This window comes from Kosakonia arachidis (assembly GCF_900116535.1).
GTDB classification, from domain to species: domain Bacteria; phylum Pseudomonadota; class Gammaproteobacteria; order Enterobacterales; family Enterobacteriaceae; genus Kosakonia; species Kosakonia arachidis.
The window spans coordinates 381,240-404,528 of record NZ_FPAU01000003.1 but is presented as its reverse complement, the minus strand read 5'-3'; the positions used below and the strand labels follow the sequence as shown (position 1 = coordinate 404,528).

At 54.6% G+C, this 23,289-nt stretch carries 21 protein-coding genes; 17 read left to right on the top strand and 4 right to left on the bottom strand.

Annotated features, from left to right (window positions below; genetic code table 11):
* The first annotated feature begins 140 nt into the window (after positions 1-140).
* The 6 genes from BM427_RS13575 to BM427_RS13550 are packed head-to-tail and all read left to right on the top strand — an operon-like array spanning position 141 to position 7,887.
* Positions 141-929, top strand: coding sequence for an HpcH/HpaI aldolase family protein (locus tag BM427_RS13575; RefSeq protein ID WP_090122293.1), 789 nt, complete (start codon positions 141-143; stop codon positions 927-929).
* A gap of 12 nt (positions 930-941) precedes the next feature.
* Complete coding sequence (locus BM427_RS13570) at positions 942-2,108, top strand: ATP-grasp domain-containing protein (protein ID WP_090122292.1); 1,167 nt, start codon at positions 942-944, stop codon at positions 2,106-2,108.
* Entirely contained in the window at positions 2,108-3,820 is a 1,713-nt protein-coding gene (locus tag BM427_RS13565) for an IucA/IucC family protein (protein ID WP_090122291.1), read from the top strand. The genes BM427_RS13570 and BM427_RS13565 overlap by 1 nt, the downstream gene beginning before the upstream one ends.
* The gene (locus tag BM427_RS13560; protein WP_090122289.1) at positions 3,820-4,977 is read left to right on the top strand and encodes an MFS transporter; all 1,158 of its coding nucleotides are present in this window, start codon (positions 3,820-3,822) and stop codon (positions 4,975-4,977) included. The genes BM427_RS13565 and BM427_RS13560 overlap by 1 nt, the downstream gene beginning before the upstream one ends.
* Positions 4,952-6,709 carry an IucA/IucC family protein gene (locus BM427_RS13555; protein WP_090122286.1) on the top strand — a complete coding sequence of 586 codons (1,758 nt, stop codon included), beginning with the start codon at positions 4,952-4,954 and terminating at the stop codon, positions 6,707-6,709. The genes BM427_RS13560 and BM427_RS13555 overlap by 26 nt, the downstream gene beginning before the upstream one ends.
* The gene (locus BM427_RS13550) at positions 6,706-7,887 is read left to right on the top strand and encodes a type III PLP-dependent enzyme (protein WP_090122283.1); all 1,182 of its coding nucleotides are present in this window, start codon (positions 6,706-6,708) and stop codon (positions 7,885-7,887) included. The genes BM427_RS13555 and BM427_RS13550 overlap by 4 nt, the downstream gene beginning before the upstream one ends.
* 90 nt (positions 7,888-7,977) lie before the next feature.
* Here the strand turns inward: BM427_RS13550 and BM427_RS13545 are convergent, their stop codons facing one another.
* A complete protein-coding gene (locus tag BM427_RS13545) occupies positions 7,978-8,889 on the bottom strand; it encodes a LysR substrate-binding domain-containing protein (protein WP_090122281.1) in 912 nt (303 codons plus the stop codon).
* A 161-nt stretch (positions 8,890-9,050) separates the two neighbouring features.
* Between BM427_RS13545 and BM427_RS13540 the strand changes: the two genes are divergently transcribed.
* Genes BM427_RS13540 through BM427_RS13530 form a run of 3 tightly spaced genes read left to right on the top strand, consistent with a single transcriptional unit; the run spans position 9,051 to position 10,800 of the window.
* The gene (locus BM427_RS13540; RefSeq protein WP_090122279.1) at positions 9,051-9,596 is read left to right on the top strand and encodes a sugar ABC transporter; all 546 of its coding nucleotides are present in this window, start codon (positions 9,051-9,053) and stop codon (positions 9,594-9,596) included.
* A gap of 3 nt (positions 9,597-9,599) precedes the next feature.
* Entirely contained in the window at positions 9,600-9,926 is a 327-nt protein-coding gene (locus BM427_RS13535; protein WP_090122277.1) for a hypothetical protein, read from the top strand.
* 13 nt (positions 9,927-9,939) lie between these two features.
* On the top strand, positions 9,940-10,800 hold the full coding sequence (locus BM427_RS13530) for an MBL fold metallo-hydrolase (protein ID WP_090122275.1): 861 nt from the start codon (positions 9,940-9,942) through the stop codon (positions 10,798-10,800).
* A 158-nt stretch (positions 10,801-10,958) separates the two neighbouring features.
* Here BM427_RS13530 and BM427_RS13525 read toward each other — a convergent pair whose 3' ends face one another.
* Positions 10,959-11,729, bottom strand: coding sequence for an SDR family oxidoreductase (locus BM427_RS13525; RefSeq protein ID WP_090122273.1), 771 nt, complete (start codon positions 11,727-11,729; stop codon positions 10,959-10,961).
* A 94-nt stretch (positions 11,730-11,823) separates the two neighbouring features.
* On the opposite strand from BM427_RS13525, the gene BM427_RS13520 reads away from it, so the two are divergent.
* The gene (locus BM427_RS13520; protein ID WP_090122271.1) at positions 11,824-12,768 is read left to right on the top strand and encodes an AraC family transcriptional regulator; all 945 of its coding nucleotides are present in this window, start codon (positions 11,824-11,826) and stop codon (positions 12,766-12,768) included.
* Positions 12,769-12,796: 28 nt separating this feature from the next.
* Here the strand turns inward: BM427_RS13520 and BM427_RS13515 are convergent, their stop codons facing one another.
* A complete protein-coding gene (locus BM427_RS13515) occupies positions 12,797-13,663 on the bottom strand; it encodes an SDR family oxidoreductase (protein WP_090122270.1) in 867 nt (288 codons plus the stop codon).
* Between the two features lie 109 nt (positions 13,664-13,772).
* Here BM427_RS13515 and BM427_RS13510 point away from each other — a divergent pair, with 109 nt between their 5' ends.
* The 6 genes from BM427_RS13510 to BM427_RS13485 all read left to right on the top strand — a co-directional run bounded on the left by BM427_RS13510 (position 13,773) and on the right by BM427_RS13485 (position 21,340).
* The gene (locus BM427_RS13510) at positions 13,773-14,648 is read left to right on the top strand and encodes a LysR family transcriptional regulator (RefSeq protein WP_090122268.1); all 876 of its coding nucleotides are present in this window, start codon (positions 13,773-13,775) and stop codon (positions 14,646-14,648) included.
* 159 nt (positions 14,649-14,807) lie between these two features.
* Positions 14,808-15,062: an EF-hand domain-containing protein gene (locus BM427_RS13505; protein WP_090122267.1), complete on the top strand. Its 255-nt coding sequence runs from the start codon at positions 14,808-14,810 to the stop codon at positions 15,060-15,062.
* A gap of 65 nt (positions 15,063-15,127) precedes the next feature.
* The gene (locus BM427_RS13500; protein WP_167518537.1) at positions 15,128-16,159 is read left to right on the top strand and encodes an efflux RND transporter periplasmic adaptor subunit; all 1,032 of its coding nucleotides are present in this window, start codon (positions 15,128-15,130) and stop codon (positions 16,157-16,159) included.
* A complete protein-coding gene (locus BM427_RS13495) occupies positions 16,152-19,301 on the top strand; it encodes an efflux RND transporter permease subunit (protein ID WP_090122264.1) in 3,150 nt (1,049 codons plus the stop codon). Before BM427_RS13500 ends, BM427_RS13495 begins: the two co-directional genes overlap by 8 nt.
* Positions 19,302-19,304: 3 nt before the next feature.
* A complete protein-coding gene (locus tag BM427_RS13490; RefSeq protein ID WP_208809152.1) occupies positions 19,305-20,036 on the top strand; it encodes a response regulator in 732 nt (243 codons plus the stop codon).
* The gene (locus BM427_RS13485) at positions 20,033-21,340 is read left to right on the top strand and encodes an ATP-binding protein (protein ID WP_090122262.1); all 1,308 of its coding nucleotides are present in this window, start codon (positions 20,033-20,035) and stop codon (positions 21,338-21,340) included. Before BM427_RS13490 ends, BM427_RS13485 begins: the two co-directional genes overlap by 4 nt.
* Before the next feature lie 269 nt (positions 21,341-21,609).
* Here BM427_RS13485 and cynR read toward each other — a convergent pair whose 3' ends face one another.
* On the bottom strand, positions 21,610-22,497 hold the full coding sequence (gene cynR / locus BM427_RS13480) for a transcriptional regulator CynR (protein WP_090122261.1): 888 nt from the start codon (positions 22,495-22,497) through the stop codon (positions 21,610-21,612).
* Positions 22,498-22,606: 109 nt separating this feature from the next.
* Between cynR and BM427_RS13475 the strand changes: the two genes are divergently transcribed.
* Entirely contained in the window at positions 22,607-23,266 is a 660-nt protein-coding gene (locus BM427_RS13475) for a carbonic anhydrase (RefSeq protein WP_090122259.1), read from the top strand.
* Positions 23,267-23,289 lie beyond the last annotated feature (23 nt).

Here is a 23,289-nt window from a genome sequence, read left to right as displayed (position 1 = left end):
AAATTGCAATCCGATCACTTCGAAGTGGTAACGATCACTTAGTGAATTTATTTAACGATCTTGTTTAAATATTTTGAAAAGCACCAGTCCATTAGTAATGATAATGTGAATGATAAGCATTAACAACATGGATTGGTTATATGATCTCGCTTGCACTACCAGGGGAACGCCGCAAGTCCAGCAATGGGCTATTTGGCATTCTGAACTCCGTTCCCCACCCAACTCTTGTTGAGATGATTGCCATTGCCGGGTATGACTTCGTGATACTCGATCTGGAACATCTTCCCCATAACGAAACGCTTCTTAGCCACTGTATTCAACTGGCGCAACTCAATCACTGTACCCCATTGATACGCCTCACCTGTGACGATATTCCGCGTGCCGGACGCCTGCTTGATATGGGAGCAGGAGGGATTGTGCTGTCACGAGCAGAGAGTGCGGAACAGGTTAACACCCTGAAAAATTCGATGTTCTTTCCCCCCATTGGAACACGCGGTATCACCGGCGGCAGTGTAACTGGCTTTGGTACGTTACCCCTGGGTGATTATATCCGCCAGGTCAATGAGAAGTTATGGCTGGTCCCCATGATTGAAACGCCGGCAGGCATTGAGGCCATTGACACCCTATTGCTTATCCCTCAGGTCACGATGGTTATGGAAGGTGCACTTGACCTGGCAATGAGTATGCAACTTGGCCCGCAGCCTACGCATCCTGAGGTTGAAGCGCATATTCGCCATCTGGCTGCACGTTGCGCAGCCGCAGGGAAACCTTTTTGCGCCAATCCCCGCACCGCAGAGCAGCAGCAATACTGGCAAAGCCAGGGCGTGGACAGCTGGCTGTGCGGCGAAGATCGCGGTTTTTTGTTCCGGGCGCTAAAGCAACGGCTTACTGACGTTCAGTCTCTCTCACCTTTCCTCCTCAACACCTAAACAGGTATACACATGTTCAACCAAAAGCCCTATGTGATCATCAGTCACGTTGTTAACGCGGCCGTAACAGAAGGTTTTATTCCCGCAGCACAACGACTGGGCTATCCGGTGATCCTGCTTACCGATCACGCGATGGCGCATAACAGCAAGCTGGATGACAGCGTTACGGTGATCGAATGTGAAGTATTTAACCCACTGTCGATCCTCGACACGCTCACCGAATGGGGTATCACGCCAGCTGCGCTATTCTCCAATAGCGATCACTTGCAAACGGCAACCGCTATTGCCGCTACTGCACTTGGCCTGCCCGCCAAGAACTGGCAAATTTGCTACGCCGCTAAAGAGAAGTGGCGCATGCGTCAGCGCCTGAAAGCCCTGGGGCAACCTTCAGTATGGTCTTCTCAACTCCTTCCCGATGCCTCACCGGCCGCTGACTGGCCGTGGCCAGTCGTGATCAAGCCAGGCCAGGGTGTGGCGTCTATGGATGTGCGGCTTATTGAGGATCTCACGCGTTGCCAGCACTATCTTGACACCCTGCCCGTGCGCCAGACATTGCTGGTTGAAGCGTTCATGCAAGGGCCATTGTTTACGCTGGAAACCCTCGGTGATGGCAATGAACTGGTGGCAATTGGCGGTTTCGATGTGGAACTCTCCACGCCGCCGCACTTTGTGGAGATGAGCGCGCGTTGGGCCGGTGAGCATAGCACACGCTGGAAGCAGCAGGCGCTGGCACAGTTGCGTGAGTTTGGCGTGGGGTTTGGCGCTTGCCACAGCGAATTTATCGTTACCGATAATGGCCCGGTATTAGTTGAAATCAATTACCGCAGTATTGGCGATGGCCGCGAATTTCTGCTGGACCGCCTGCTGCCGACGGGGTGGTTCACGCCGATCCTGCGCCTGCATCTTGGCGAACCGCTGCCGCCGGTCAAACCGGAACAGGGTGAAGCGCTTATCCATTATCTCGTCGCCGATCGCAGTGGCACATTGCAGACCGCACCTCAACCGCTCAGCGCGCCGGGCCTGCACTACCGCCCGCTTAAATCCACCGGCGATCGTATTGATCTCACCCACTCCAATAAAGATTACCTCGGCGTGTTGTACCTGGAAGCCAGCGATGACGCGCAGCTAAAACAGCTCACTAACCGCACTCTCGCCGCGCTGAAGTGGGAGATTGTCTGATGAATCAGCATGACTACATTACGCTGCGTATCATAAACGCCTGCCTGCGCGAAAATGTCAGTGGTTTGATAAGCCAGGGGCAGATTACACAGGATCTTCAACACCAGTGGCTCACCTGGCAGTCGGCCAGTCAGACATTACGTCTGAAGGTTGAAGCCTGTGATTACATGCAGCCATGGCGGGCAGTATCGCCTGAATGGCAGATTAAAAGCGCGCAAGAATGGCACCCTCAGTCGGGCTATGCTAACTGGCTGGCGGCGTTAATGCCGGATCAGCACCAGGAAACACAAGAGCGCTTTGCAACCTATAAAGAGGAAGCAGATAGCGCTGTGGCGCAAGGTGAACTCTGCGCCATCGCTTTTGCACAACAGCACGCATCACTATTACGTTCACCGAATGAGATGAACTGGGGTGAGCGCCTGCGTCATGCCGATCAACTGGCAAGCTTTCTCGATCATCCTTACTACCCTACGGCGCGCGCTAAATTTGGTTTTAGCGAAGCCGACCTGCGCCAGTACGCGCCTGAATTTTGTCAGCCGTTTCGTCTGCGCTGGCTGGCTTTACCCCACCAGCAATTGACCCTTACAGCACCGGAAGCCAGACCAGACTGGTGGCCATTGCCGTCACAGGTGGGGCTGGACGCGCAGCAATTCGCCCGGCATGAATTGATCCCTGTGCATCCCCTTACGTTGAATCGACTGCAGGATGTTCCCGAGGGGGCAGTCATCGCGCCTGATGCCTGGCTCGATGTCTACCCCACCTTATCAGTCCGTACCGTGCAGTTAGCAGACTATCCGGATCACCATCTCAAAGTGCCCCTCAGCATGCGCACACTGGGACAGAAAAATATCCGACTGATCAAGCCCTCGACGCTGTATGACGGCCAGTGGTTCGCTGAAGTGCTGACCACCCTGGGGGAACAGGACACCCTGCTGCGCGGCAAATATCGCCATGTGGATGAGCGTTTTTGTGGCCATGTTGCGGAGAATAAACAGTTGGCCTTTCTGCTACGGCGCTACGCAACACCACGCATCGGTGAAACGCTGTTACCGGTTGCGGCGCTTGGCAGCAAACTGCCGGACGGACGTTATTATCTCTCTTCTCTGCTCGCGCAACCTGGTATGCCAGACGTAGCGGACTGGTGGCGTGATTACTGCCAGTTGATGGCGGATGTTCACCTGACGCTGTGGTTACGCTACGGCATTGCCCTGGAATCTAATCAGCAGAATGCCGTTCTGAGCTTTACGCCAAATGAAGCCCTGACACTGGTGATGAAAGACAACGATGCTGCGCGCATTCTGCCTGAACGCTTTAAACGCGCTTGCCCACAACTGGCAGAGCGCCTCAAGACACTGCGCGATCCGCGCATTTGTGTGTCTGATGAAGCCGCGCTGGCACAGATGTTTATCACCATCACCCTGCAACTCTGCATGGCGGCGGTGCTGGAAAATCTGGCCGCAGGCGCACTGCTCGATCGCGAAGCCGGTTATCAAACGTTGCGACATGCGCTTGAGCAGAGTCTGGCGCATCTGGAGAGTGAAGGCGTCGATACCGCCTTTGCACGACAGCAGCTGTTTACCTCCGCCACGCAGCCAGTGAAATACCTGTTGCTGAGCGGCAGTCTGTTGAGCAAACAAGCGTCCGGTGCCGCAGATATCAACAAGTACTATGGCCAAAGTGGGCCTAATTTCCTGCTGAGGGAAAAACGCTAATGCGCGGTACGTTACCGGTGGTTCTGGCCTGCCACTTTCTGGCGGCTTTTACCGTGCTTGGCGTACCGCTCTATCTGCCACGGCTGCTGGTTTCCTTTGGTATCGCTGAACGCAGCCTGTGGGCGGGCGTACTGTTCAGCCTGCCTTCAGTGATGACAGCAATCTCTGCCGCGTGGTGGGGACGGTTTGCCGATCGCTACGGGCGGCGGTTGTCGCTACAGCGGGCACTGTTTGGGCTGACATGCGCATTTTTACTGGCTGGCGTCTCGCCCTCATTGCCATGGTTGATCCTCGCACTCGCATTACAGGGAATAGCGGGAGGAACCCTGGCGGCGGCGAATGGCTATCTTTCCCTGCATCTGCGCGGTGAACAACTGGCGAAAGCCCTTAACTGGACGCAATCTTCCGCCCGGTTAGCGCTGCTGAGCGCACCACCGCTGATAGGCGGCGTCCTGATGTGGCGACCCGATATTGGCCAGCGTCTGTGGTTAGGGCTGGCTATGTTATCGCTGTGTGGCTTGCTGCTCAGCCTGCGACTACCCGCCGATCCTGCCATTGAGCCGACACATCGTGCCATGCAGAACAATGGCATCAAATCCACGTTTCATTATCTGTGGGCGATGCAATTCCTGTTCAACTTCGCCATGGTGGTGACATTTCCCTACTTCCTGCCCTACGCCGCACATTGGCTACCTACGGAAGTGCTGATCGGTATGTTCTATAGCTGGCCACATCTGATCTATCTGCTGCTTTTGCCACTTTGGCACCGCCTGGCGGGACGCAGCCTTTATTTTGTGCCAGGCATGGTGCTGATTGCGCTGGCGGCATGGTGGCACAGCCAATTAGTCGAGGCATCATCGCTGCTGGCGGCACGCACGCTGTTTGGTTGCGGCATGCTGCTGGCTTACAGCGGTGCCAATCAGATGTTGAGTGACACCATTCGCCATCACAGCGCCGGAAAGCAGTTCGGGCAGATCGATGCCGCTGGCAAGTGGGCTGGTGTGGCTGCCGGTATCGGTGCGGGCTGGTTGGTTGCGCATGTGTCATTGCAGGCGCCTTTCCTGGCTTCAGCGGCGGCGGCTTCAGGCGCCGTCTTACTCTTTGTTATTTCCCCTTTACGAGGATCAGGTTATGTCCGTATCACTCGCCGTTCGTGAAAACCCACTGCAGTCAGTAAAAGTTACCCCGGAAAGGGAGCAGGCGGAATTTGCCGGACTGACGGCGCTGCTGAACTGCTATATTCGCGAATTTGCCCGCCCTGCGGGACGCGTTAAACAGGTGTGCCAGGGCAATATTCCGCTGTCACTGGCCAGCCGTATGGTTTCGGGCAAAGTGATATTGCTGCAAATGGGAGCGGATGACAGCACGTTACTCGCCATCCGGGCTATCCGCTGGAGTTTATTGGATCGCGGCGACTTTACTGGAACCCCGTTTGTGAAAGAGTTTGGTCGTCCCTGGCGGGCCGTTCGTTGTAGCGAAGCAATGGCTCTGCTGGTCAATGATATGGTGCGTCAGACCGGACAATTACCCGATGTAGAACTGCTGGATCAGATTGAAAACAGCGTCCAGGTTACGGCCTCTTTTCTGCAGCATCTGCCAACGCCGACAGGTGCGCATAGCTACATTCAAAGCGAAGAGTGTCTCCTTTGGGGCCATCCGATGCATCCGAGCCCCAAAAGCCGTCAGGGTGTGACACCAGAGGCATTACTGGCCTGCTCGCCCGAAGTCGCCGCGCGCTTCCCGCTGTTCTGGTTCCGCATTCATCCCTCGCTATTACAGCTGCGGGGCAGTGCGCAGGTCACGGCAATGCTGGATAAACTCCATGGCGAGCACTGCTATCCTTGTCATCCATGGGAAGTTCGCCACATTATGCAGTCGCCGCTTTACACGCGTGCCGTTAGCCGCGGGCTTATCACACCGCTGGGACTGACGGGTGCCGAATTCGCGGCGACATCATCGGTGCGTACGTTGTATCGCGCCGATCTGCCTTATTACCTGAAATGCTCCATTCATGTGCGGCTCACTAACTGTGTCCGCAAGAATGCCTGGTATGAACTGGAAAGCGCAGTGGCGCTGAATACGCTACTTGAACATCGTTTTGCGCGTCTGGAAAGCACGGTACCGGGTTTTCACATCATGCGCGAACCGGCCGCCACCAGCCTTGATTTCTCCGCTCTGGCGCAAGCAGACGACGCGGAAGAAGTGCGCCATTTACAAGAGTGCTTCGGCATTCTTTATCGCGAGAACCTCACCGATCAACAGCCCTGGCTGGCGGCATCGCTGTTTGCGCTCGACCACCTGGGCCACAGTCCGCTTCAGCTGCAAATTCAGCAGTTGAGCGCAGCGCAGGGACTCTCCCGACAACAGGCGAATTTGCTGTGGCTCGACCGCTATCTCTCAGTGTTACTCCCCGGTGTGCTGGACGCTTTCTTCACCGACGGGATGGTGTTTGAGCCACACCTGCAAAACGTGCTGGTATCCATTGAAAATCACCTGCCGACGCAAGTGTGGGTACGCGATCTGGAAGGGACCAAACTCACCACCGAGCGCTGGCCAGCCTCCAGTCTGGCGATGATGTCCGAGCGTGCCAGACAGTCCGTCTGGTACAGCCGAGAACAGGGCTGGCGTCGCGTCGCCTATTGCCTGCTGATCAATCACCTGTCAGAAGTGCTGTTCCGCCTTGCCGATGACGATCGGGTACTGGAGCAGCAATTGTGGGATTTACTGGCGGCGCAACTTGGCCGTTGGCAGCATCAGCCGGAAATCGCTGCAATCCTCGAGGGCGGCGCTATCCCGTCCAAAAACAATCTGAAAACCCGCCTGCTGCGCAAAGCGGATAAGCACGCGGATTACACCCTGCTGCAACACCCAATGAGGAGTGCGCAATGACGCCCAAAGTCAGAGAGAAGCTGCAACAGTTGCAGCAACAGCGCTCAGAGCCGTTTTGCGCTTATGTGTATGATCTTGTCGCACTGCGCCAGCACATTCACAGCATGTGTCATGCATTGCCAGCGGGTTGTGAACTATTTTACGCCGCAAAAGCGAATCCGGAAGCCCCGATACTCCGGACATTATGCGAGTATGTCGATGGCTTTGAAGCGGCATCCGGTGGCGAACTCAACTGGTTACGTGAGCAGGCTGCTGGCAAGCCGCTGATTTTCGGCGGCCCCGGCAAGCTGCAAAGTGAACTGCGCCAGGCAGTGCAACTCGGCGTGGACGTGATACATGTGGAGAGTTTAACCGAGCTACGCCGTTTGCAGGCTATCGCGCTTGAAGAGAATCGAACCGTCTCCGTACTGTTGCGGATGAATATTGCGCTCGAGGGGATCGGGGGTACGCGTCTGATGATGGGAGGCAAACCGACGCCTTTTGGTCTCGATGAGCATGACCTGCCCGCAGCATTACGCGAAATCGCCCGTTCGACGCACATCAATCTGCGCGGTTTTCACTTCCATCTGATGTCTCACCAACTGGATGTGGATAACCATCTGCAGTTGATCCGTCTGTATCTGGACAAGGTTCGCAGCTGGTGCGAACGCTGGTCGCTGGATATTGACTTAATTAACGTCGGTGGCGGTATCGGTATTAACTACCTTGAACCACAACATCACTTTGACTGGGCGTGCTTTTGCCAGCGCCTGCCAGACGTGACGCAATTCAGCCAGGCGCAAGGCTGGACGCTGCGCTTTGAGTGCGGTCGTTACATTGCCGCAGCCTGCGGCTATTACGTCATGGAAGTGCTGGACATCAAAAAGAATCTCGGCGAATGGTTTGCCATTGGTCGCGGGGGAACGCACCATTTCCGCACCCCTGTCGCGCAAAGCCATAATCACCCATTTAGCCTGTTGCGACGCGAACAAAACGCTGAATGGATAAAAGATGAACAGGTGACGCTAGTTGGGCAACTCTGTACGCCCAAAGATGTGTTGGCGCGCCAGCAGCCCGTTGTCGCGCTGGCACCAGGAGACTGGCTGGTGTTCAGCCTCGCGGGCGCTTATGCCTGGAACATATCGCACCAGAACTTCCTGATGCATTCTCCACCCGAGTTTATTTGGCTCGAAAACTGAAGAAAACGTTTTACCGTCTGGTACTACAGGCGGCCCTGTGGAAAAAACGTCAGGCCGCCAACCACCTTATTTTAGCTATTTTTAAGACCGTTAAGCCTGTTTCTGCGATGCACCTGCAGGAGGAGTGATTTCAGTAAGCAGCCAGCGTTCAAAATCCTCTAATGCCGCTTCATTCAGTCCTGTTTCCGCCGGTTTGACTAAACAGAAGTTTTTGTTCAGGCTTGCGGATTCTGGCCAGGGTGAAACAAGCAGACCGCGCCTCAATTCATTTTCGACATACATACGCGGCACCAGTGCCACGCCTTGTCCCGCCATAACGGCTGCGATTGCCATTTCATGCAGGTCATAGCGAACGCCCAGACCGGGATTATCCAGGCTGATTTTGCTTTCGCGGGCATAGAGATGCCACGCGTCCGGATTCTGCCGTCGGTGGATCCGTGGCAGTTCGTTTAATTGTTTATCAACGTCCCCTGGTGATAACAGCGCAGAATGGCACACCGGAACCAGCTTTTCCTGAAACAGGAACTGCATGCGCATGCCGGTCCATGCGGGATGCTCAAAATGGATCACGGCGTCAAAGCCACTGCCGTTGAGAATAAAAGGATCGGTACTGGCCGCAATATTTAACGTTATGTCCGGGTACAACGACCTGAAGCCATTCAGCCGCGGGATCAACCATCGACTGGAGAAAGTCGGCAGAACGGCAATATCCAGACTCTTATTCCCCTCCGGCAATCCCATGATGTATTGGGTATCCCTTTCGAGCCGTGCCAGCGTTTCGTGAACATGGCGGGCATAGCGTGTGCCTGCGGGATTAAGCTTTACCCGGCTTCCTGTACGGTCAAACAGTCTGCAGTTCAGCAACGATTCAAGGCGCGCAATCTGACGGCTAATGGCCCCTTCCGTCAGGGATAGCTCCTCTGCGGCCCGGGCAAAACTGCCGTGCCTTGCCGCGGCATCAAAAGCCTGTAGGGAAGCGCTACTGGGTATTTTTCTGCGCATAAAAGAGCCCTTCCTCTGTGCTGAGAATGCCATTCAGTGAGCTAATGTCACTAAACAATGAAATATTGTCGATTTTCAGGCCGGTATCCACCTTATAGCATGATTAAAAATCATTAAGCGGATTATTCGTTGTCCGCTGTTTATCATGCGGAGGCCGAAGAATGTTGTATATCGTGGAATGTTCATATACCGATCCCCGGAGCGAGGAAGAATGGAATGCATTTTACAGCCTGGAAAAATTACCGGCGCTGGTCTCTGTTAATGGATTCCGTTCTTCTCAGCGCTTTGGCGCCGTGAAGCCCGGCTGCCCTGCTTATCTCGCCCTTCACACCGTGAAGGATGCAGATGTACTCAGCAGTGATGATTATCGGCGCAAAGGGGGCGGTAATTTCTCCCGTTGGCAGGCCCATATCACTGACTGGCATCGTAATCTGTATGCATGTGAAGCACCGACTCCGGCCGTCTCGGCAGATGAAATTCTGCTCCTCAGTGCGCAGCCGATAAGCGCTTTAGTCACCGCGCTGGGGGAACCGGCGATGGAAATGTACGCGGCAGGGCTGGACAAATCCCCGGAACGTCGCGCAGCCTGGGTTCTGCCTCGTGAAAGCGCCTTGCTGCTGGCGGATATGCCCGGCGTATACCTTTACCAACCGCTGACATTGCAGTTGCAATCTCCTGTTGAGCGTCACCAGGCGGGGAGCCATTAAATCATGCCTAATCTGACGTTTTACTTTTCTGAAGAACAGGCTGACAGGTGCATCGAACTTCCCGCGTTTACCCGCACCTGTAGCGCCCTCTGCGTTGACATACTCGCCGCAGCGCCGGACAACGTGCATATCATATTTGTTACTGTAAAGCCGGGATGCGGGCATCCGGTCTATGCCGAACTCTTTTATCGACTAACACCATGGCGTACGGCAGAAGTGATGGAAAACTTTATGCGTGAGCTGGATCTCGCCACGCAACAGGCCTGGGGGCTAATGGCGCGTATTCGCTGCTTTGGTTCCCCTGCCCCGTACCCCTACGCCCGAAACTAATCCTGAGGTATTTATGAACGCTCTTACCTTTCCATCACGTCAGATTGGCGATTTTCAGGTTACGGCGGTGAGTGACGGCAATATGTCCGCCAGCCTGGATTTACTGTCAGGTATTACAACAGAGGATGCCGCACGCCTTCAGCATCACGCCGGAATCGCTGAGCCCGGTAATATTCATATCAATGGCTATCTCATCCGCGGGCGGGGGCGGACTATTCTGGTTGACGCCGGTACAGGAGGGCTGAACAACGCGGGTGGGCAGCTCAAAGCCAACCTCGCAGCCATCGGAATCAGCCACGACGAGGTGGACACGGTGTTATTAACGCATTGCCATCCGGACCATATTGGCGGTCTGCTTGATGCTGAAAAACGACCGGTCTTCCAACATGCGGAACTTCTTCTGCATCACCGTGAAGCGGACTACTGGTCGGATGATGAAAAACGAAAAATCGCCAGCGAACGCGGCCAGCGTAATTTCATGCTGGCGCGCCAGACACTCGAGGCTTATGCACGGAACGTCCGCTTTTTTAGCGAGGACAACATATTTAGCGAGGACGATATAGCAGAGGGCATTTCTGCGGTATGGCTGCCCGGCCACACGCCAGGGCATACCGGGTTTCGCATTGACGCGAAGGAAAAAAGCTTACTGATCTGGGGGGACATCGTCCATTACCCTCATATTCAGACGGCAAGACCAGCGGTGAGCATTTTGTTTGATGTTGATCCCGCGTTGGCTAAAGAAACCCGGGAAAAAATTCTGGCCCAGGCCGTCCGGGAAAAACTGCTTATTGCAGGCATGCACCTGGGTCAGGCGGGGTTTACGACCGTTTCCATGGCTGATACGGGATACTGCCTTTCCCGCTCTGCTTTTTAATCGGATGGTGCAGGCGCCATCGCCTGCATTATCCGATGCATCACATCAACAAGCGCATTTCAATACGGTTTTCGCTGACGTCCGTAAAGCCCACGGTCGAGCCGCCGCCATTGCAAATGCAGAGCAGGAAAGCCCCTGCGGCATCGGGTTAAGTAACATTAGTAAGCGAAGGGTGAATGCTGCTGCGCCTCTTTCAGCCACAGCCCGGCATCTTCACCTGCTGCGGTGTATAACGGCGCATCTGGATTGTGAGCAATGGCAAAAATGGCATTTGCGACATCATCAGCATGCGTCACGGGCGAGTTGCTCTCGCCTACACTCTGGATAAACTCACGCACCATTTGCCCGTAGGCGGGATCGTCCATTCCGGCAAAATGCGCACGCGCATTCTCGCCAAACTTCGTTTCCGGTGAGCGCCCCGGTAACACAATATGAACGCGAATACCAAAAGGCCTGACCTCAATCGACAAGGACTCGCTCCAGGCATTCAACGCCGCTTTACTGGCGCGATAAAGCCCAATCAGCGGCATCGCTTTGGTCGTCACGGACGAGGAGACATTGATAATGACACCTGATTTTCTCTCTCTCATCAGCGGCAGAAACGCCTGCGTTAAGGACAATGTCCCCAGCACATTGGTGTTCATTAACTGCTGCGCAGTGACAACAGACGTGAGCTCGACCGGCACAGGCGCACCAAAGCCCGCATTATTCACCAGCACATCAATCGCGCCCGCCTCTTTCACCACATGGCGAATACTCTGCGCGGAAGTAATATCGAGCGGCAACATCGTCAGTTTGTCGTTCTCCGGCAAACAGGTCGGGTCAGGCGTTCTCATTGTGGCAATCACTTTCCAGCCCTGGTGTAAAAAAAGTTTTGCGGCGGCAAGGCCAAAGCCGGAAGAACAACCGGTAATCAGCACAGTAGGCATATTTGATCCTCTTTCATGGCAAGAGCAGTGATCATAGCCGCCGCCTCCCGGACAATATATAATCAAAAGTCCCGTAAACTTTAGAGATCGTCCAATGTCAGATCCGTTGACCGATATCGTTGCCCTGCTCAATCCAAAACCTTCGCATTCAAAACTCGTTGAGGGGCGCGGAGAGTGGCGTATTGTTCGGGAGTCTGGCGGAGAGGCCTTTTACTGCGCAGTGCTGGAAGGCGAATGCTTGATCAATGTGAACGGGCAAGGCCCAAAGTTACTTGTTGCCGGTGATTTTATTCTGATACCCGCCGCTTACTCTTTCGAGAACACCAACGCGGGCAGATCCAGCCCCACTGACATTACGCTGCCAACAATCATCGGCGAAGGACATGTGAGAATTGGCGCAACAAGCGGGCCAGCCGATCTGATCATGCATGTCGGCCACTGTGAATTCGATACACCGGATAAACAACTCATCGTCTCTTTACTGCCAAACGAGATCCTGATTAAAGGCCAACGTCGTTTCGTCACGTTGCTTGAACTCCTGCGGGAGGAAAGCCGTGCCAGGCGTCCCGGGCGTGATGTGGTCTTAATGCATCTTTTACAACTTCTGTTAGTAGAATCGTTACGCAGTAATCCTGAACTGCCGAAAACGGCTGGTGTGCTGAAGGGACTGCAACATGAAAAGATCGCTGTTGCACTACATCTCATGCATGAAAAACCGGGCGATGAGTGGCAAATAGCGCAGCTCGCCCGCCACGCCGCTATGTCCCGCTCCGCTTTTTTTGCCGCTTTCAATGAAACAGTCGGCATGCCGCCAGGGCAATATCTTCTCTTCTGGCGCATGTCGTTAGCGAAAAAAGCGCTGGTGAGCAGCAAAGAGAAAATCGAACAGATTGCCTTTCACATCGGATATCAGTCAGCGAGCGCCTTTAATGTGGCATTCACGCAATATGTGGGCGTTCCTCCGGGCGTTTTCAGGCGCCAGAATGGAACCGCTCAAACGCGCGCGCCAGCCTTGAACGAAGCGCGCGCGTTTCTATAAGCCTGCGCCGCGTGCAAGGAAGGCGATGTTATTGTGCTGAAAGCGCCATCACAAAGTCGCGATAAGTATGCAACGGGCGGCCAAGAAGCGAGGCCAGACGCTCTCTGTCGCCATCCTGTGGCAGCATGCCATGACTGACGTAGCGTTCAGCCATCAGACGCATTTCGTACGCCATCCATTTCGGCATAAATTCCGCCATGCTGGCTTCAAAGGCCGCCGGGTCATCACCGCCGTAAACAATCTCGCGGCCTGACACCTCGCTCCATATGGCAGCGGCGGCCTCCCCCGTCAGCGTATCGGGGCCAACGAGGTTAATCGTCTCGACAGGCAGTTTCCCACTCGCACGGTCGCGCCGCATCAGCTCAATAGCCGCCACCTCAGCGATATCACGCGTGTCCACCATCGCCAGGCCAATACCGCCGATCGGCATCGGATAAATACCGTGATTCATGACGACATCCTTAATCGTTACCTCATTGTCGATAAAGTAGGTTGGTCGCAGGAGGGTGGCGCTAAAGTCCATCTCTTTAAGCATGCGCTCAGCGCCATATTTTACGGCGAAGTGCGGCACATTGACGGAAACATCAGCGCCAAAGACAGAGAGATAAACCACGTGCTCAATGCCGCATTCGCGGGCGATGTTGAGTGTAATCAGTGTCTGGGTATATTCGTCGGCGGCGACCGCATTCAATAAAAACAGCGTCTTGATACCCCTGGAGGCAGCGCGCAGAGAGTCGATATCCAGCATATCGCCTTTAACAACCTGCACATTTTCGGCAAAGCCAGCCTTTGCAGGGTCACGGGTCAGCACGCGGAAATCAGCGCCACGGCGAATAAGCGCCTTAACAACGTTGCGGCCGACGCGGCCAGTGGCTCCGGTGATCAGGATACTCATGATGTCTACTCCATTGTGTTTGGGTGGGTGTGAACAAACACTATCGCGATCCATTTTTGCTTTGAAGATGCTATTTTTTGGATAGATCGTTCCATAAATGAGACACACCATGGATATTAATGCCCTTAAAGATTTCCATCTCATCGCAGCCTCTGGCGGGATCGGTGCAGCCAGTCGCGCCAGCGGAAAGCCCAAGGCAACCCTTTCACGCAGGCTGACAGACCTTGAAGAGGTGCTGGGCGTGCGTCTTATTGAGCGCGGTGGCCAGAAGTTGCAAATCACTGAGGCGGGTGAACGCCTTTTGTCACGAACCGTCGGCGCCATACGTGACATTGATGAAGCGGTCGAATCTGCACGGGAAGATACGGCCAATCCCTCCGGCTGGCTGCGTATTGCGGCTCCGTTACTCTTTTCACAGCTGGCTCTCGGGCGGCTTTTGGCCGAATTTCGTCGCCGCTATCCTCACATTTACGTTGAGGTTATTTCTGAAAACCGGGTGAGCGACCTGGTGGATGAGCATTTTGATGTCGCGATCCGTATTAATCCGCGCAGTAACAGTGCGCTGGTTGGCAGGCGATTTGCCAGGGACAAACTGACCCTGGTGGCGGTTCCCACCGTTCAGATGCCGGTCGGCGATGGACAAAGCGCGCCTGAGATCCCGGCGATCGTCATGTCAACGTATTCCGACACCGAGATCTGGCGTGTTCAGGACGGGCAGTGCCGCTTCACACCACAGCCCGTGATGCGTCTATCCTCCCTTCTGACTGTGCGGGACGCCGTTATGGCCGGTGCCGGAGCGGCAATGCTTCCGGGATCCCTTGTCAGCCAGCAACTGGAAAAAGGAGAGCTTGTGTGCTGGGGAGAGGCCGACACATTTACCGAACTCTGGGTGCTGCACACGTCTCGTCGGCTTCAGAGCCCCAAAGTTAAGGTTTTCGTGGAGTTTATATGCGAGCAATATCCCACTGGCTGGTTCTCTATTTGAGCTGGCCGGCTCAGGTATCCTTAAACGAAGGCGAAGTCTGCTCAGTGTTCCTGTGACATGCGATGACATAAGTCTGGAACAATTCAGAAACCCTCCCTGGCTTGCTTTTCTATATCTTTTCCCCGATGCGTTCTCATTAACGGTAACTTGAGGTAACAAATGAAAAAGTTTCTGGTGCTGATTGCAGGTTTTGCCTTTTTCAATGCTACCAGCGCAGCACCGGTGGGTAGCCGCGCACAACGCATGCAAAATCGCTTTAATACAGCGGATACCAATCATGATGGCAAACTGACTCTGACAGAGACGCAGGTTGGTATGCCACGCGTCGCCCGGCACTTTTCAGAAATAGATACGGCGAAAAATGGCTATATCACCCTCTCGCAACTCAGTGCATTTATGGCTGCAAAAGAATAATCAACCCCATGAACTCGCTATCCATGAAGACGCTTAGTATGACATGCCGGTATGGACTGTTGCTGATGGCAGGCTGTTTCCTGGCGGGCTGTAAACCACAGGAAAACGCTCTCCAGCAGTCGGTTCCGGTGGTTTCGGTGAGTGTTCCGCAAAAAATCACATTTGACGCGTCAATTACCGTCACCGGGACACTGAGTGCTTCAGAGCAGGTGCAGATTTCAGCGCGCGTCGCTGCGACGCTGCAATCTGTCAATTTTAAAGACGGCGACCTGGTACAGGCCGGACAAGTGTTATTTACGTTAGACCCGGCTGCCTTACAGGCACAGCTTAATTCGGCTCAGGCCGCGCTGGTGAATGCCCAGCGTGAAACTGACCGTGACCAGGCTCTCTATCCGTCACGCGTTATCTCCTTGTCGACCTTGCAGGACGCGCAAACTGCCAGAGATCAGGCTCTGGCGCAGCGGGATATTGCGCAAATCAATCTTGGTTATACGCGTATTACTGCACCTTTCAGCGGACGCATCGGGCGGCGCGCCGTTGATGTCGGTAATCTGGTGGGTACCAGCGGTAATACCGTTTTAGCCACGCTGAATAAAATCGATCCGTTGTATGTCACTTTCAGCCTTAATCAATCAGACGCGACGCGTTTTGGCATTATCGCCGCACGCAGAGATGCAATCACACATCAGCCGTTAGAGATCACCATTCCCGGGTTGAGTGAGCCCCTGCATACCACCATCGATTTTGTCGATAACCAGCTCGACAGCGCGAGCGGCAATATCACCCTGCGCGCGACTCTGCATCAGCCGCCAGTTAACCTTCTGCCAGGGATGTTTGTCCATGTCACTTTGCATGCAGCAGAGCCGGTGAGCCAGTTACAACTTCCGTCCACGGCAGTGCAGAGTGGCAGTATTTTCCCGGTTGCCCTGGATGGCAGTGTCAGCCGTCTTAGCGTTAAAACGGCTCCCGGTAGCGGTGAGCATGTCATTTTGCTCAGCGCAATTGACAACACGCGACGCGTCCTGACCTTTGCCCGTCCAGATTTTGTGGGGAAAAAGGTGAACGTCAGCAACGAGGCGCAAAGCCAGCATGATTAAGTTCTTCCTCGACCGGCCAGTTTTCGCCAATGTGTTGTCACTGATTATCCTGATCCTCGGCGCTGTTGCGTTATGGGTGTTGCCGGTGTCGCAGTATCCCCCCATCACCCCGCCGACGGTTCAGGTGGTGACGCACTATCCCGGAGCCAATGCACAGACTTTGCAAGGGCAGGTGGCGTTCCCCATCGAGCAGCAGGTGAATGGTGTCGAGAACATGCTGTATATGAAATCCACCACCGGCAACGATGGTACCTATACCCTGAATATCACCTTTGCTATCGGCACCGATAGCGACCAGGCTCAAGTCCTGGTGCAAAACCGTGTGCAGGCGGCGCTCTCCCAACTGCCGGATACGGTGCAGCAGCAGGGGGTAACGGTGCGTAAAAAATCAACGGCCATTTTGCAGTTGTACAGTCTGCAATCGAGCGATCCGGCCCAGGACACACTGTTTTTGAGCAACTACGCCACTAATCATCTGCGCGACTCACTGGCGCGCATACCTGGCGTGGGAGATGTCACGGTGTTTGGGACCGGAGATTACAGTATTCGCATCTGGCTGGATGCGGCGCGTATGCAGCAATACGGTTTGGTACCGGATGACGTTATCAGCGCCATCAAAGCGCAAAACCGCAGCGTCAGCGCCGGGCAGTTGGGCGCTCCGCCCGTCAACAGTGGCCAGCAGATGCAACTGACGCTTAACGTTAATGGCCTGCTGACTGATGCCCGCCAGTTCAATCAGATCGTTATTAAAAGCAGCACCCAGGACGGTGGCAGGCTGGTACGTTTACAGGATGTCGGTCATGCCGAGCTGGGTTCATCGAGTTATTCGCAGTTTTTCACCATGGACGGTAAACCAGCAGCAGGGATTGCCATTTCACAGTTACCGGATGCCAACGCGCTGGATGTTGGCACAGCAGTCGCTGCTGAAATGCAAAAAATGTCGGCCCGACTGCCGGCAGGTACGCACTATTCACTGCCATTCGACACCACCAACTTTATTCAGCGTTCAGTCGATGACGTCTACAGCACCTTGTTAATTGCCGGGCTGCTGGTTTTACTGGTAATCGTGGCATTTTTGCAAAACTGGCGGGCGGTGCTGGTACCCGCCACCACGGTACCGGTCACTCTTATCGGCACGTTCGGTGCCATTTACCTGATGGGGTTTTCCATCAATCTGCTGACGCTGTTTGCCATCGTACTGGCGATCGGTATCGTGGTTGATGATGCGATCGTGGTGGTCGAAGGCGTGAGTCATCATATAGAACTGGGATATACGCCGCGCGAGGCGACGCTGCGTGCCATGCGCCAGCTGCTGCCGCCAATCATTTCTATCACCCTGGTGCTGGTGGCAGTGTATCTCCCGGCCAGCTTCTTACCGGGGCTTAGTGGCCAGATGTATCGTCAGTTTGCGCTGGTGATTGCCGTGACGACCTTGCTCAGCGCTCTTAATGCGTTGACGCTGAAACCGGTGCAGAGCGCACAATGGCTGCGACCGGTGAAGGAGGGAACCAGGCCCTGGGTTTACCGGAAGTTCAACCAGGTTTTCGACTGGCTGGAGAACGTTTATCTCAACGGTGTTCGCCGCTTAATCCGCCACAGCAAAGCGGCGCTTATCGGTGGCATGATGATGATCGTGCTGACGTTAGTCGCCTTCCTCAAAATTCCGACCGGATTTATTCCGCTGGAAGACCAGGGTTACCTGTTGGTATCGCTGCAACTGCCAGACGCAGTTTCGCTGGGAAAAACCGCCAATGTTACCCAACAGGTGGAAGGCGTGCTGAATCAGCAGCCTGGGGTGGATCATGTTGTGGTCATCGGTGGACTGTCACCGCTCGACAATAATGCGTCCTTGTCCAGCGCGGCGCTGATTTACATCACCCTAAAGCCCTGGAATCAGCGTGGCAGGAACCAGGATTTACGTTCCATCTATACCAACCTGAATAAACAGTTGGCAGGAATTCCTGATGCCAACGCGCTGGTGATTGTGCCACCGCCTATTCAGGGCGTCGGTAACGGTGGCGGTATGCAGATGATCCTGAGCGAGAATGACGGGCAAAGTGATTACAGACATCTGCAGCAGGTGAGTGACAATTTTGCCCGGCAGGCGATGACACTACCGCAAGTGTCGCGCATGTTCAGTACACTGCGCGCAGATGTGCCGCAGATCAATGTTACGCTTGACAGAACGCGCGCAGCAGCGATGGGCGTATCTCCCGGAGACGCCTTTGATGCGATGCAACAATATCTTGGTGCCAGCTATGTCAATCAAATCACCCGCGAGAACCATAGCGTAAAAGTTTATGTGCAGGCGCAGTCAGATCAGCGCCTGCTGCAACAGCAAATCTCCGCACTGACGGTGAAAAATACCAGCGGTGATCCGGTTTCGCTGGCGACACTGGTCAGTTTCACCCCGACCCGGGGGCCTGCCGTCGCTTCTTTATATAATCTCAACCCGGCAGCGACGCTCATCGGTATGCCCGCCCCGGGTTACAGCAGCGGGGCAGCGATGCAGGCGGTGGAGACACTGGCTAAAGCCACTCTGCCCCCGGATATCAGCCTGTCCTGGACTGATATGTCGTATCAGGAAAACGTGGCCGGAAACCGTATCTATATTGCCTACGCCATGTCGTTGCTGCTGGTTTATCTGGTGCTGGCGGCACAATATGAAAGCTACTGGTTACCCGTCAGCGTCATCCTTGGTGTCCCCCTTGCCTTATCAGGAACAGCGATCACATTGTTAGCGCTGAATATTGCTAATAACCTTTATACTCAGATTGGCGTGTTATTGCTGGCCGGACTTGCCGCCAAGAATGCGATCCTGATTGTCGAATATGCCCGTCAGCAGCGCCTGGCCGGTAGCAGTATCATTGATGCTGCACTGACGGCGGCCAGAACGCGTTTCCGACCGATTATCATGACATCGCTGGCATTTACCCTGGGCGTAGTACCGCTGATCTTTTCCAGCGGTGCCAGCGCCAGTGCCAGAAAATCACTGGGGATTACCGTTTTTTCGGGAATGTTGTCAGCGACTTTGCTTGCCATCCTGTTAGTCCCTTGTTTTTATGTCGTTTTGCAACGCGTACAGGAGGCCTGGCAGGCGCGACGCAGGCCTGTTAATCAGTCCTCTTTATCGGGGGAATGACTTATGAGTGACGCGAAACCCGTGTATAAGGCGAAGAAAATCCTCGTTCTGGACGATGAAAATGAGCTGCGCAGCATGCTGCAACGTTATTTAAGCATTCAGGGATTTGAAGTCAGAACGGCGGAAAACAGCGCCCGACTAAACCGGTATTTGCAGCGTGAACCTTTTGATCTGCTGGTGCTGGATCTGATGATGGAACCGGAAGATGGCCTGTCCGTTTGTCGCCGTCTGCGCGCAGCGAAATACACGTTACCTATCCTGATGCTCACTGCGCGCGGTGACCCGATAGACCGGGTGATTGGTCTGGAAACTGGCGCTGATGACTATCTCGCCAAGCCTTTCCTGCCGCAGGAGTTGGTGGCACGTATTAAAGCAATCTTCCGGCGGCAGGCGTTGCAGCGTGATGAAATGCTTAGCGGTTTGGGAGAGGTCTGTTTTGGTCCTTACCGCCTGGATATCACCCGTCAGACGCTTTACCGCGAAGATCAGCTTCTGACACTGAATTCCGCCGAAATGAGTTTGTTGATTGCGCTGGCTACCACGCCTAACCGGCCGATCAGCCGGGAGAATCTGCTGAGTCGCGCCAGAGGACGTGAGTATGAAGCGCTGAACCGAAGCGTCGATGTGCAGATTTTACGCCTGCGCCAGCAACTTGAAGTACAACCTTCGGAACCTCGCTGGCTGAAGACCGTCTGGGGCATGGGTTACATGCTGATTGTAGATAGCGAAACGTGAAAAAATTCTGGCCCCGCTCCCTGCTGGCACGCAACAGTGTCCTGTTGATATTGCTGGTTACATTGACGCAATTCACCACGCTGGCGGTGTTCCTGGTCTTTGTCCAGAAGCCCCGGGTTAACGACGCAGCTTCGCTGATTGCCTCGCAGATCGTGATGCTCGATAAGCTGCTGGCAACGGTGCCAGCCGGGGATCGTGATCGCTATGTGCAGGTGATGCCGGGCGTGACTCAGCCACCGCAGCATTCCATAGAAATACCCTCGCTGGGGCTGGACGGGTTCTATCGTCGTTATTATCTAAAAGTCTTTCTTGATAGCCTGTATCAGAAACTTCCGGCGGGCATTCAGTTGCGCCTGGAACAACCACCTGGGAACAAATTATGGGTGGAGGTGAATACCGCCGGGCAGCCGTACTGGATCGCGCTGGCCGTGGAGCCTTCGAACCCGCTTTCCGGTCTGATAAGTGCGATTTTGCTGTCAGTCGTTTTGTCCCTGATGGCATTGCTTACCGCTTATGCCCTGCAACGGCGCATCAACCGGCCATTGACATCACTGGCTCGGGCCGCCGCCGACGTCGGAAAGGGAGGATGGCCGCGTCCCTTATTGCCAGAAGGGCCGACTGAAATCAAGACGGTCAGCCTGACGTTTAATCGCATGCTGGATGGTCTGGCTGAAATGGAGAACACCCGGGCACAGATGCTGGCCGGTATTTCTCACGATCTGCGAACGCCACTGACCAAGCTGAGGCTGTCGCTGGCAATGCGTGAGCAGGGAAAAGCCACCCTGGACGATTTTGGCCGTTATTTTGATGACGTTGATAACATTCTTCAGCAATTTATTGATTATGCCCGTGGCAGTGCCACGGAGTTAACTCAGCCCGGTGATATCAACCAGATGATTACCGAGCTGGCACATGATTTTACTGGGTTGGGACAGAACTTTAGCCTGAATCTTACCCCACTGCCGGTATTCCTTTTCCGCCCCGTCAGTGTGATGCGCCTGCTGACAAACCTGATGCAAAACGCAGCCAAATATGGTCGGACTGGATTAGAGGTCGCCAGCTGGCGGGAACATAATGTCGTTAAAATTGCGGTTCGCGATGACGGCCCAGGTGTTTCAGAGCAGGATTTATTGCTGATTATCAAGCCCTTCCATCGCGGAGCTGGTACTGCCGCCCGGCATAACGGTTCCGGGCTGGGATTAGCCATCGCGCACCAGATTGCCCGGCATCATGGCGGGGATCTCAGCGTCAACAGCCGGGAAGGCGGCGGGCTGGAGGTGATGGTTACGCTACCTTTAGTCTGAGATCCCAGTTTGGCATAGTCCGCAGGCTCAGCAACAGGGAACTCAGTACACCATTACTGAGGCCAGCAACCATGACATCGTGCACATGATCGCTAAGCTTCACAAATAAGGAATGGTCGTACAGGGAAGCGCCGGAAAACGTCGCCCATCGGGCGGCCTTTTCCATATTCGGAACTGCAATACCACAATTCGCCCCAGGAACTCTTACCGATACCCAGCTGCCCGGACGGGGTCAGCCCCGTCTCCTTTAGTCACTACCATAAGGGTGGTTACCCGTTCAACTGAGCGGATACTTCTACAGCCAGTTCAGTAAATGCCTGGGCAGCAAAACTCTGATAAGCATCCCTTCGCCGCATGAGAACCGCGGTGCGCGTCAGGCGCTCGGGTTCGAGCGCGATCGCCACCAGATTTTCCTGGGCCAGGGCGGTTCTGGCGGGCAACAGCGTGGATAAAGATGTCCTGCGAACAATTTCTATTACCGCTCCGAGAGCGTTAGCTTCCATCATTACCTTTGGATGAATGCCGTGTTTACGGCAGTAGCTGTCAATCTGTTCGCGGGTAGCGAACTCTTTGCTGAGTAATACAAGGGACTCCGTGTTCAGAGCCTGCAGTCCGGCAGATTTTTCCTTCGCCAGTGGATGCCCGGTGTTGACCACCAGGGCAAGTATCTCATCCAGCAACGGTATGACATCTATATCCGGGCAATTTACTTCGCCGAAAGCTATCCCCAGATCCAGCTCGCCTTCCTGAAGCTGGTCTTCAATGCTCTCCTGTGAAATTTCCCGCACGTTGAGGGTGATATCTGGATAGCGAAGATGAAATGCCTCAACCAGCGGCCCGACAAGATACGTTGTGAAGGTAGGCGTCACGGCCACGCGAAGCGAACCACGGCTGAGATCGATCACGTCATGGATTGCGCGCGTGGCTTCCCGTAACTCATGAGAAGCGCGGCGCACATACTGAAGGTAAGCCTGCCCGGTATCAGTCAGCCGTGTTGTACGTCCAGACCGATCGAACAACTGGGTGCCAAGCTCTTCCTCCAGCTGCTTCACCAGTTGCGAGAGAGCTGGCTGAGAGACGTGCAGCGCCGCTGCAGCTTTGGTGAAACTGAGATGTTCAGCAACCGCCTGAAAATACCGTATATGCCGGGCAAGCATCATTCACTCCATAAGATTATCTGAATTACCTCATAATAATTTAGACTTTTACCTTATACCAGAGGTTACCTACTCTTTGTCACATACAACCGACACTGAGACTGCAACCATGAAAGAGATTATCGAAGGTTTTCTGAAGTTCCAGGAAAACGCCTTCCCTGAGCGGGTCAAGCTGTTCAAAAGTTTGGCTAACCAGCAGAGCCCAAGAGCTTTGTTTATTTCCTGCTCCGACAGCCGCCTGGTGCCTGAACTGGTTACCCAGCGCGAACCTGGCGATTTATTTGTGATCCGCAACGCCGGTAATATTGTGCCGTCTTATGGTCCGGAACCGGGCGGCGTTTCAGCCTCTGTCGAATATGCGGTTGCCGCGCTGCAGGTGAATGACATCGTGATTTGCGGCCACTCTGACTGTGGCGCCATGACTGCCGTTGCCACCTGCAAATGCCTTGACCATATGCCCGCCGTATCGAGCTGGTTGCGCTATGCCGATTCAGCCCGTGTGGTGAATGAAGCCCGGCAGCATTCCGATCAGTCAGCCAAAATCGCGGCTATGGTGCGCGAAAACGTCATCGCTCAGCTGGCTAATATCCAGACCCACCCATCCGTTCGCCTGGCGCTTGAAGAAGGCCGGGTAACGCTGCACGGCTGGATCTATGACATTGAGAGCGGTCGCATTGATGCTTTTGATGGCACAACCGGCACCTTCCTGTCCCTTGCTGAAAATCCAGAAGTTAACGCCGTTTCCTCACAGGCCAGGCATGTTGCCTGAACCCCTTACCTACCAGGAGAAAA

Bases quoted from the DNA above. Each gene is read 5' to 3' on its own strand.
- BM427_RS13575 (WP_090122293.1), top strand. From the start codon at position 141: ATGATCTCGCTTGCACTACCAGGGGAACGCCGCAAGTCCAGCAATGGG.
- BM427_RS13570 (WP_090122292.1), top strand. From the start codon at position 942: ATGTTCAACCAAAAGCCCTATGTGATCATCAGTCACGTTGTTAACGCG.
- BM427_RS13565 (WP_090122291.1), top strand. From the start codon at position 2,108: ATGAATCAGCATGACTACATTACGCTGCGTATCATAAACGCCTGCCTG.
- BM427_RS13560 (WP_090122289.1), top strand. From the start codon at position 3,820: ATGCGCGGTACGTTACCGGTGGTTCTGGCCTGCCACTTTCTGGCGGCT.
- BM427_RS13555 (WP_090122286.1), top strand. From the start codon at position 4,952: ATGTCCGTATCACTCGCCGTTCGTGAAAACCCACTGCAGTCAGTAAAA.
- BM427_RS13550 (WP_090122283.1), top strand. From the start codon at position 6,706: ATGACGCCCAAAGTCAGAGAGAAGCTGCAACAGTTGCAGCAACAGCGC.
- BM427_RS13545 (WP_090122281.1), bottom strand. From the start codon at position 8,889: ATGCGCAGAAAAATACCCAGTAGCGCTTCCCTACAGGCTTTTGATGCC.
- BM427_RS13540 (WP_090122279.1), top strand. From the start codon at position 9,051: ATGTTGTATATCGTGGAATGTTCATATACCGATCCCCGGAGCGAGGAA.
- BM427_RS13535 (WP_090122277.1), top strand. From the start codon at position 9,600: ATGCCTAATCTGACGTTTTACTTTTCTGAAGAACAGGCTGACAGGTGC.
- BM427_RS13530 (WP_090122275.1), top strand. From the start codon at position 9,940: ATGAACGCTCTTACCTTTCCATCACGTCAGATTGGCGATTTTCAGGTT.
- BM427_RS13525 (WP_090122273.1), bottom strand. From the start codon at position 11,729: ATGCCTACTGTGCTGATTACCGGTTGTTCTTCCGGCTTTGGCCTTGCC.
- BM427_RS13520 (WP_090122271.1), top strand. From the start codon at position 11,824: ATGTCAGATCCGTTGACCGATATCGTTGCCCTGCTCAATCCAAAACCT.
- BM427_RS13515 (WP_090122270.1), bottom strand. From the start codon at position 13,663: ATGAGTATCCTGATCACCGGAGCCACTGGCCGCGTCGGCCGCAACGTT.
- BM427_RS13510 (WP_090122268.1), top strand. From the start codon at position 13,773: ATGGATATTAATGCCCTTAAAGATTTCCATCTCATCGCAGCCTCTGGC.
- BM427_RS13505 (WP_090122267.1), top strand. From the start codon at position 14,808: ATGAAAAAGTTTCTGGTGCTGATTGCAGGTTTTGCCTTTTTCAATGCT.
- BM427_RS13500 (WP_167518537.1), top strand. From the start codon at position 15,128: ATGGCAGGCTGTTTCCTGGCGGGCTGTAAACCACAGGAAAACGCTCTC.
- BM427_RS13495 (WP_090122264.1), top strand. From the start codon at position 16,152: ATGATTAAGTTCTTCCTCGACCGGCCAGTTTTCGCCAATGTGTTGTCA.
- BM427_RS13490 (WP_208809152.1), top strand. From the start codon at position 19,305: ATGAGTGACGCGAAACCCGTGTATAAGGCGAAGAAAATCCTCGTTCTG.
- cynR (WP_090122261.1), bottom strand. From the start codon at position 22,497: ATGCTTGCCCGGCATATACGGTATTTTCAGGCGGTTGCTGAACATCTC.
- BM427_RS13475 (WP_090122259.1), top strand. From the start codon at position 22,607: ATGAAAGAGATTATCGAAGGTTTTCTGAAGTTCCAGGAAAACGCCTTC.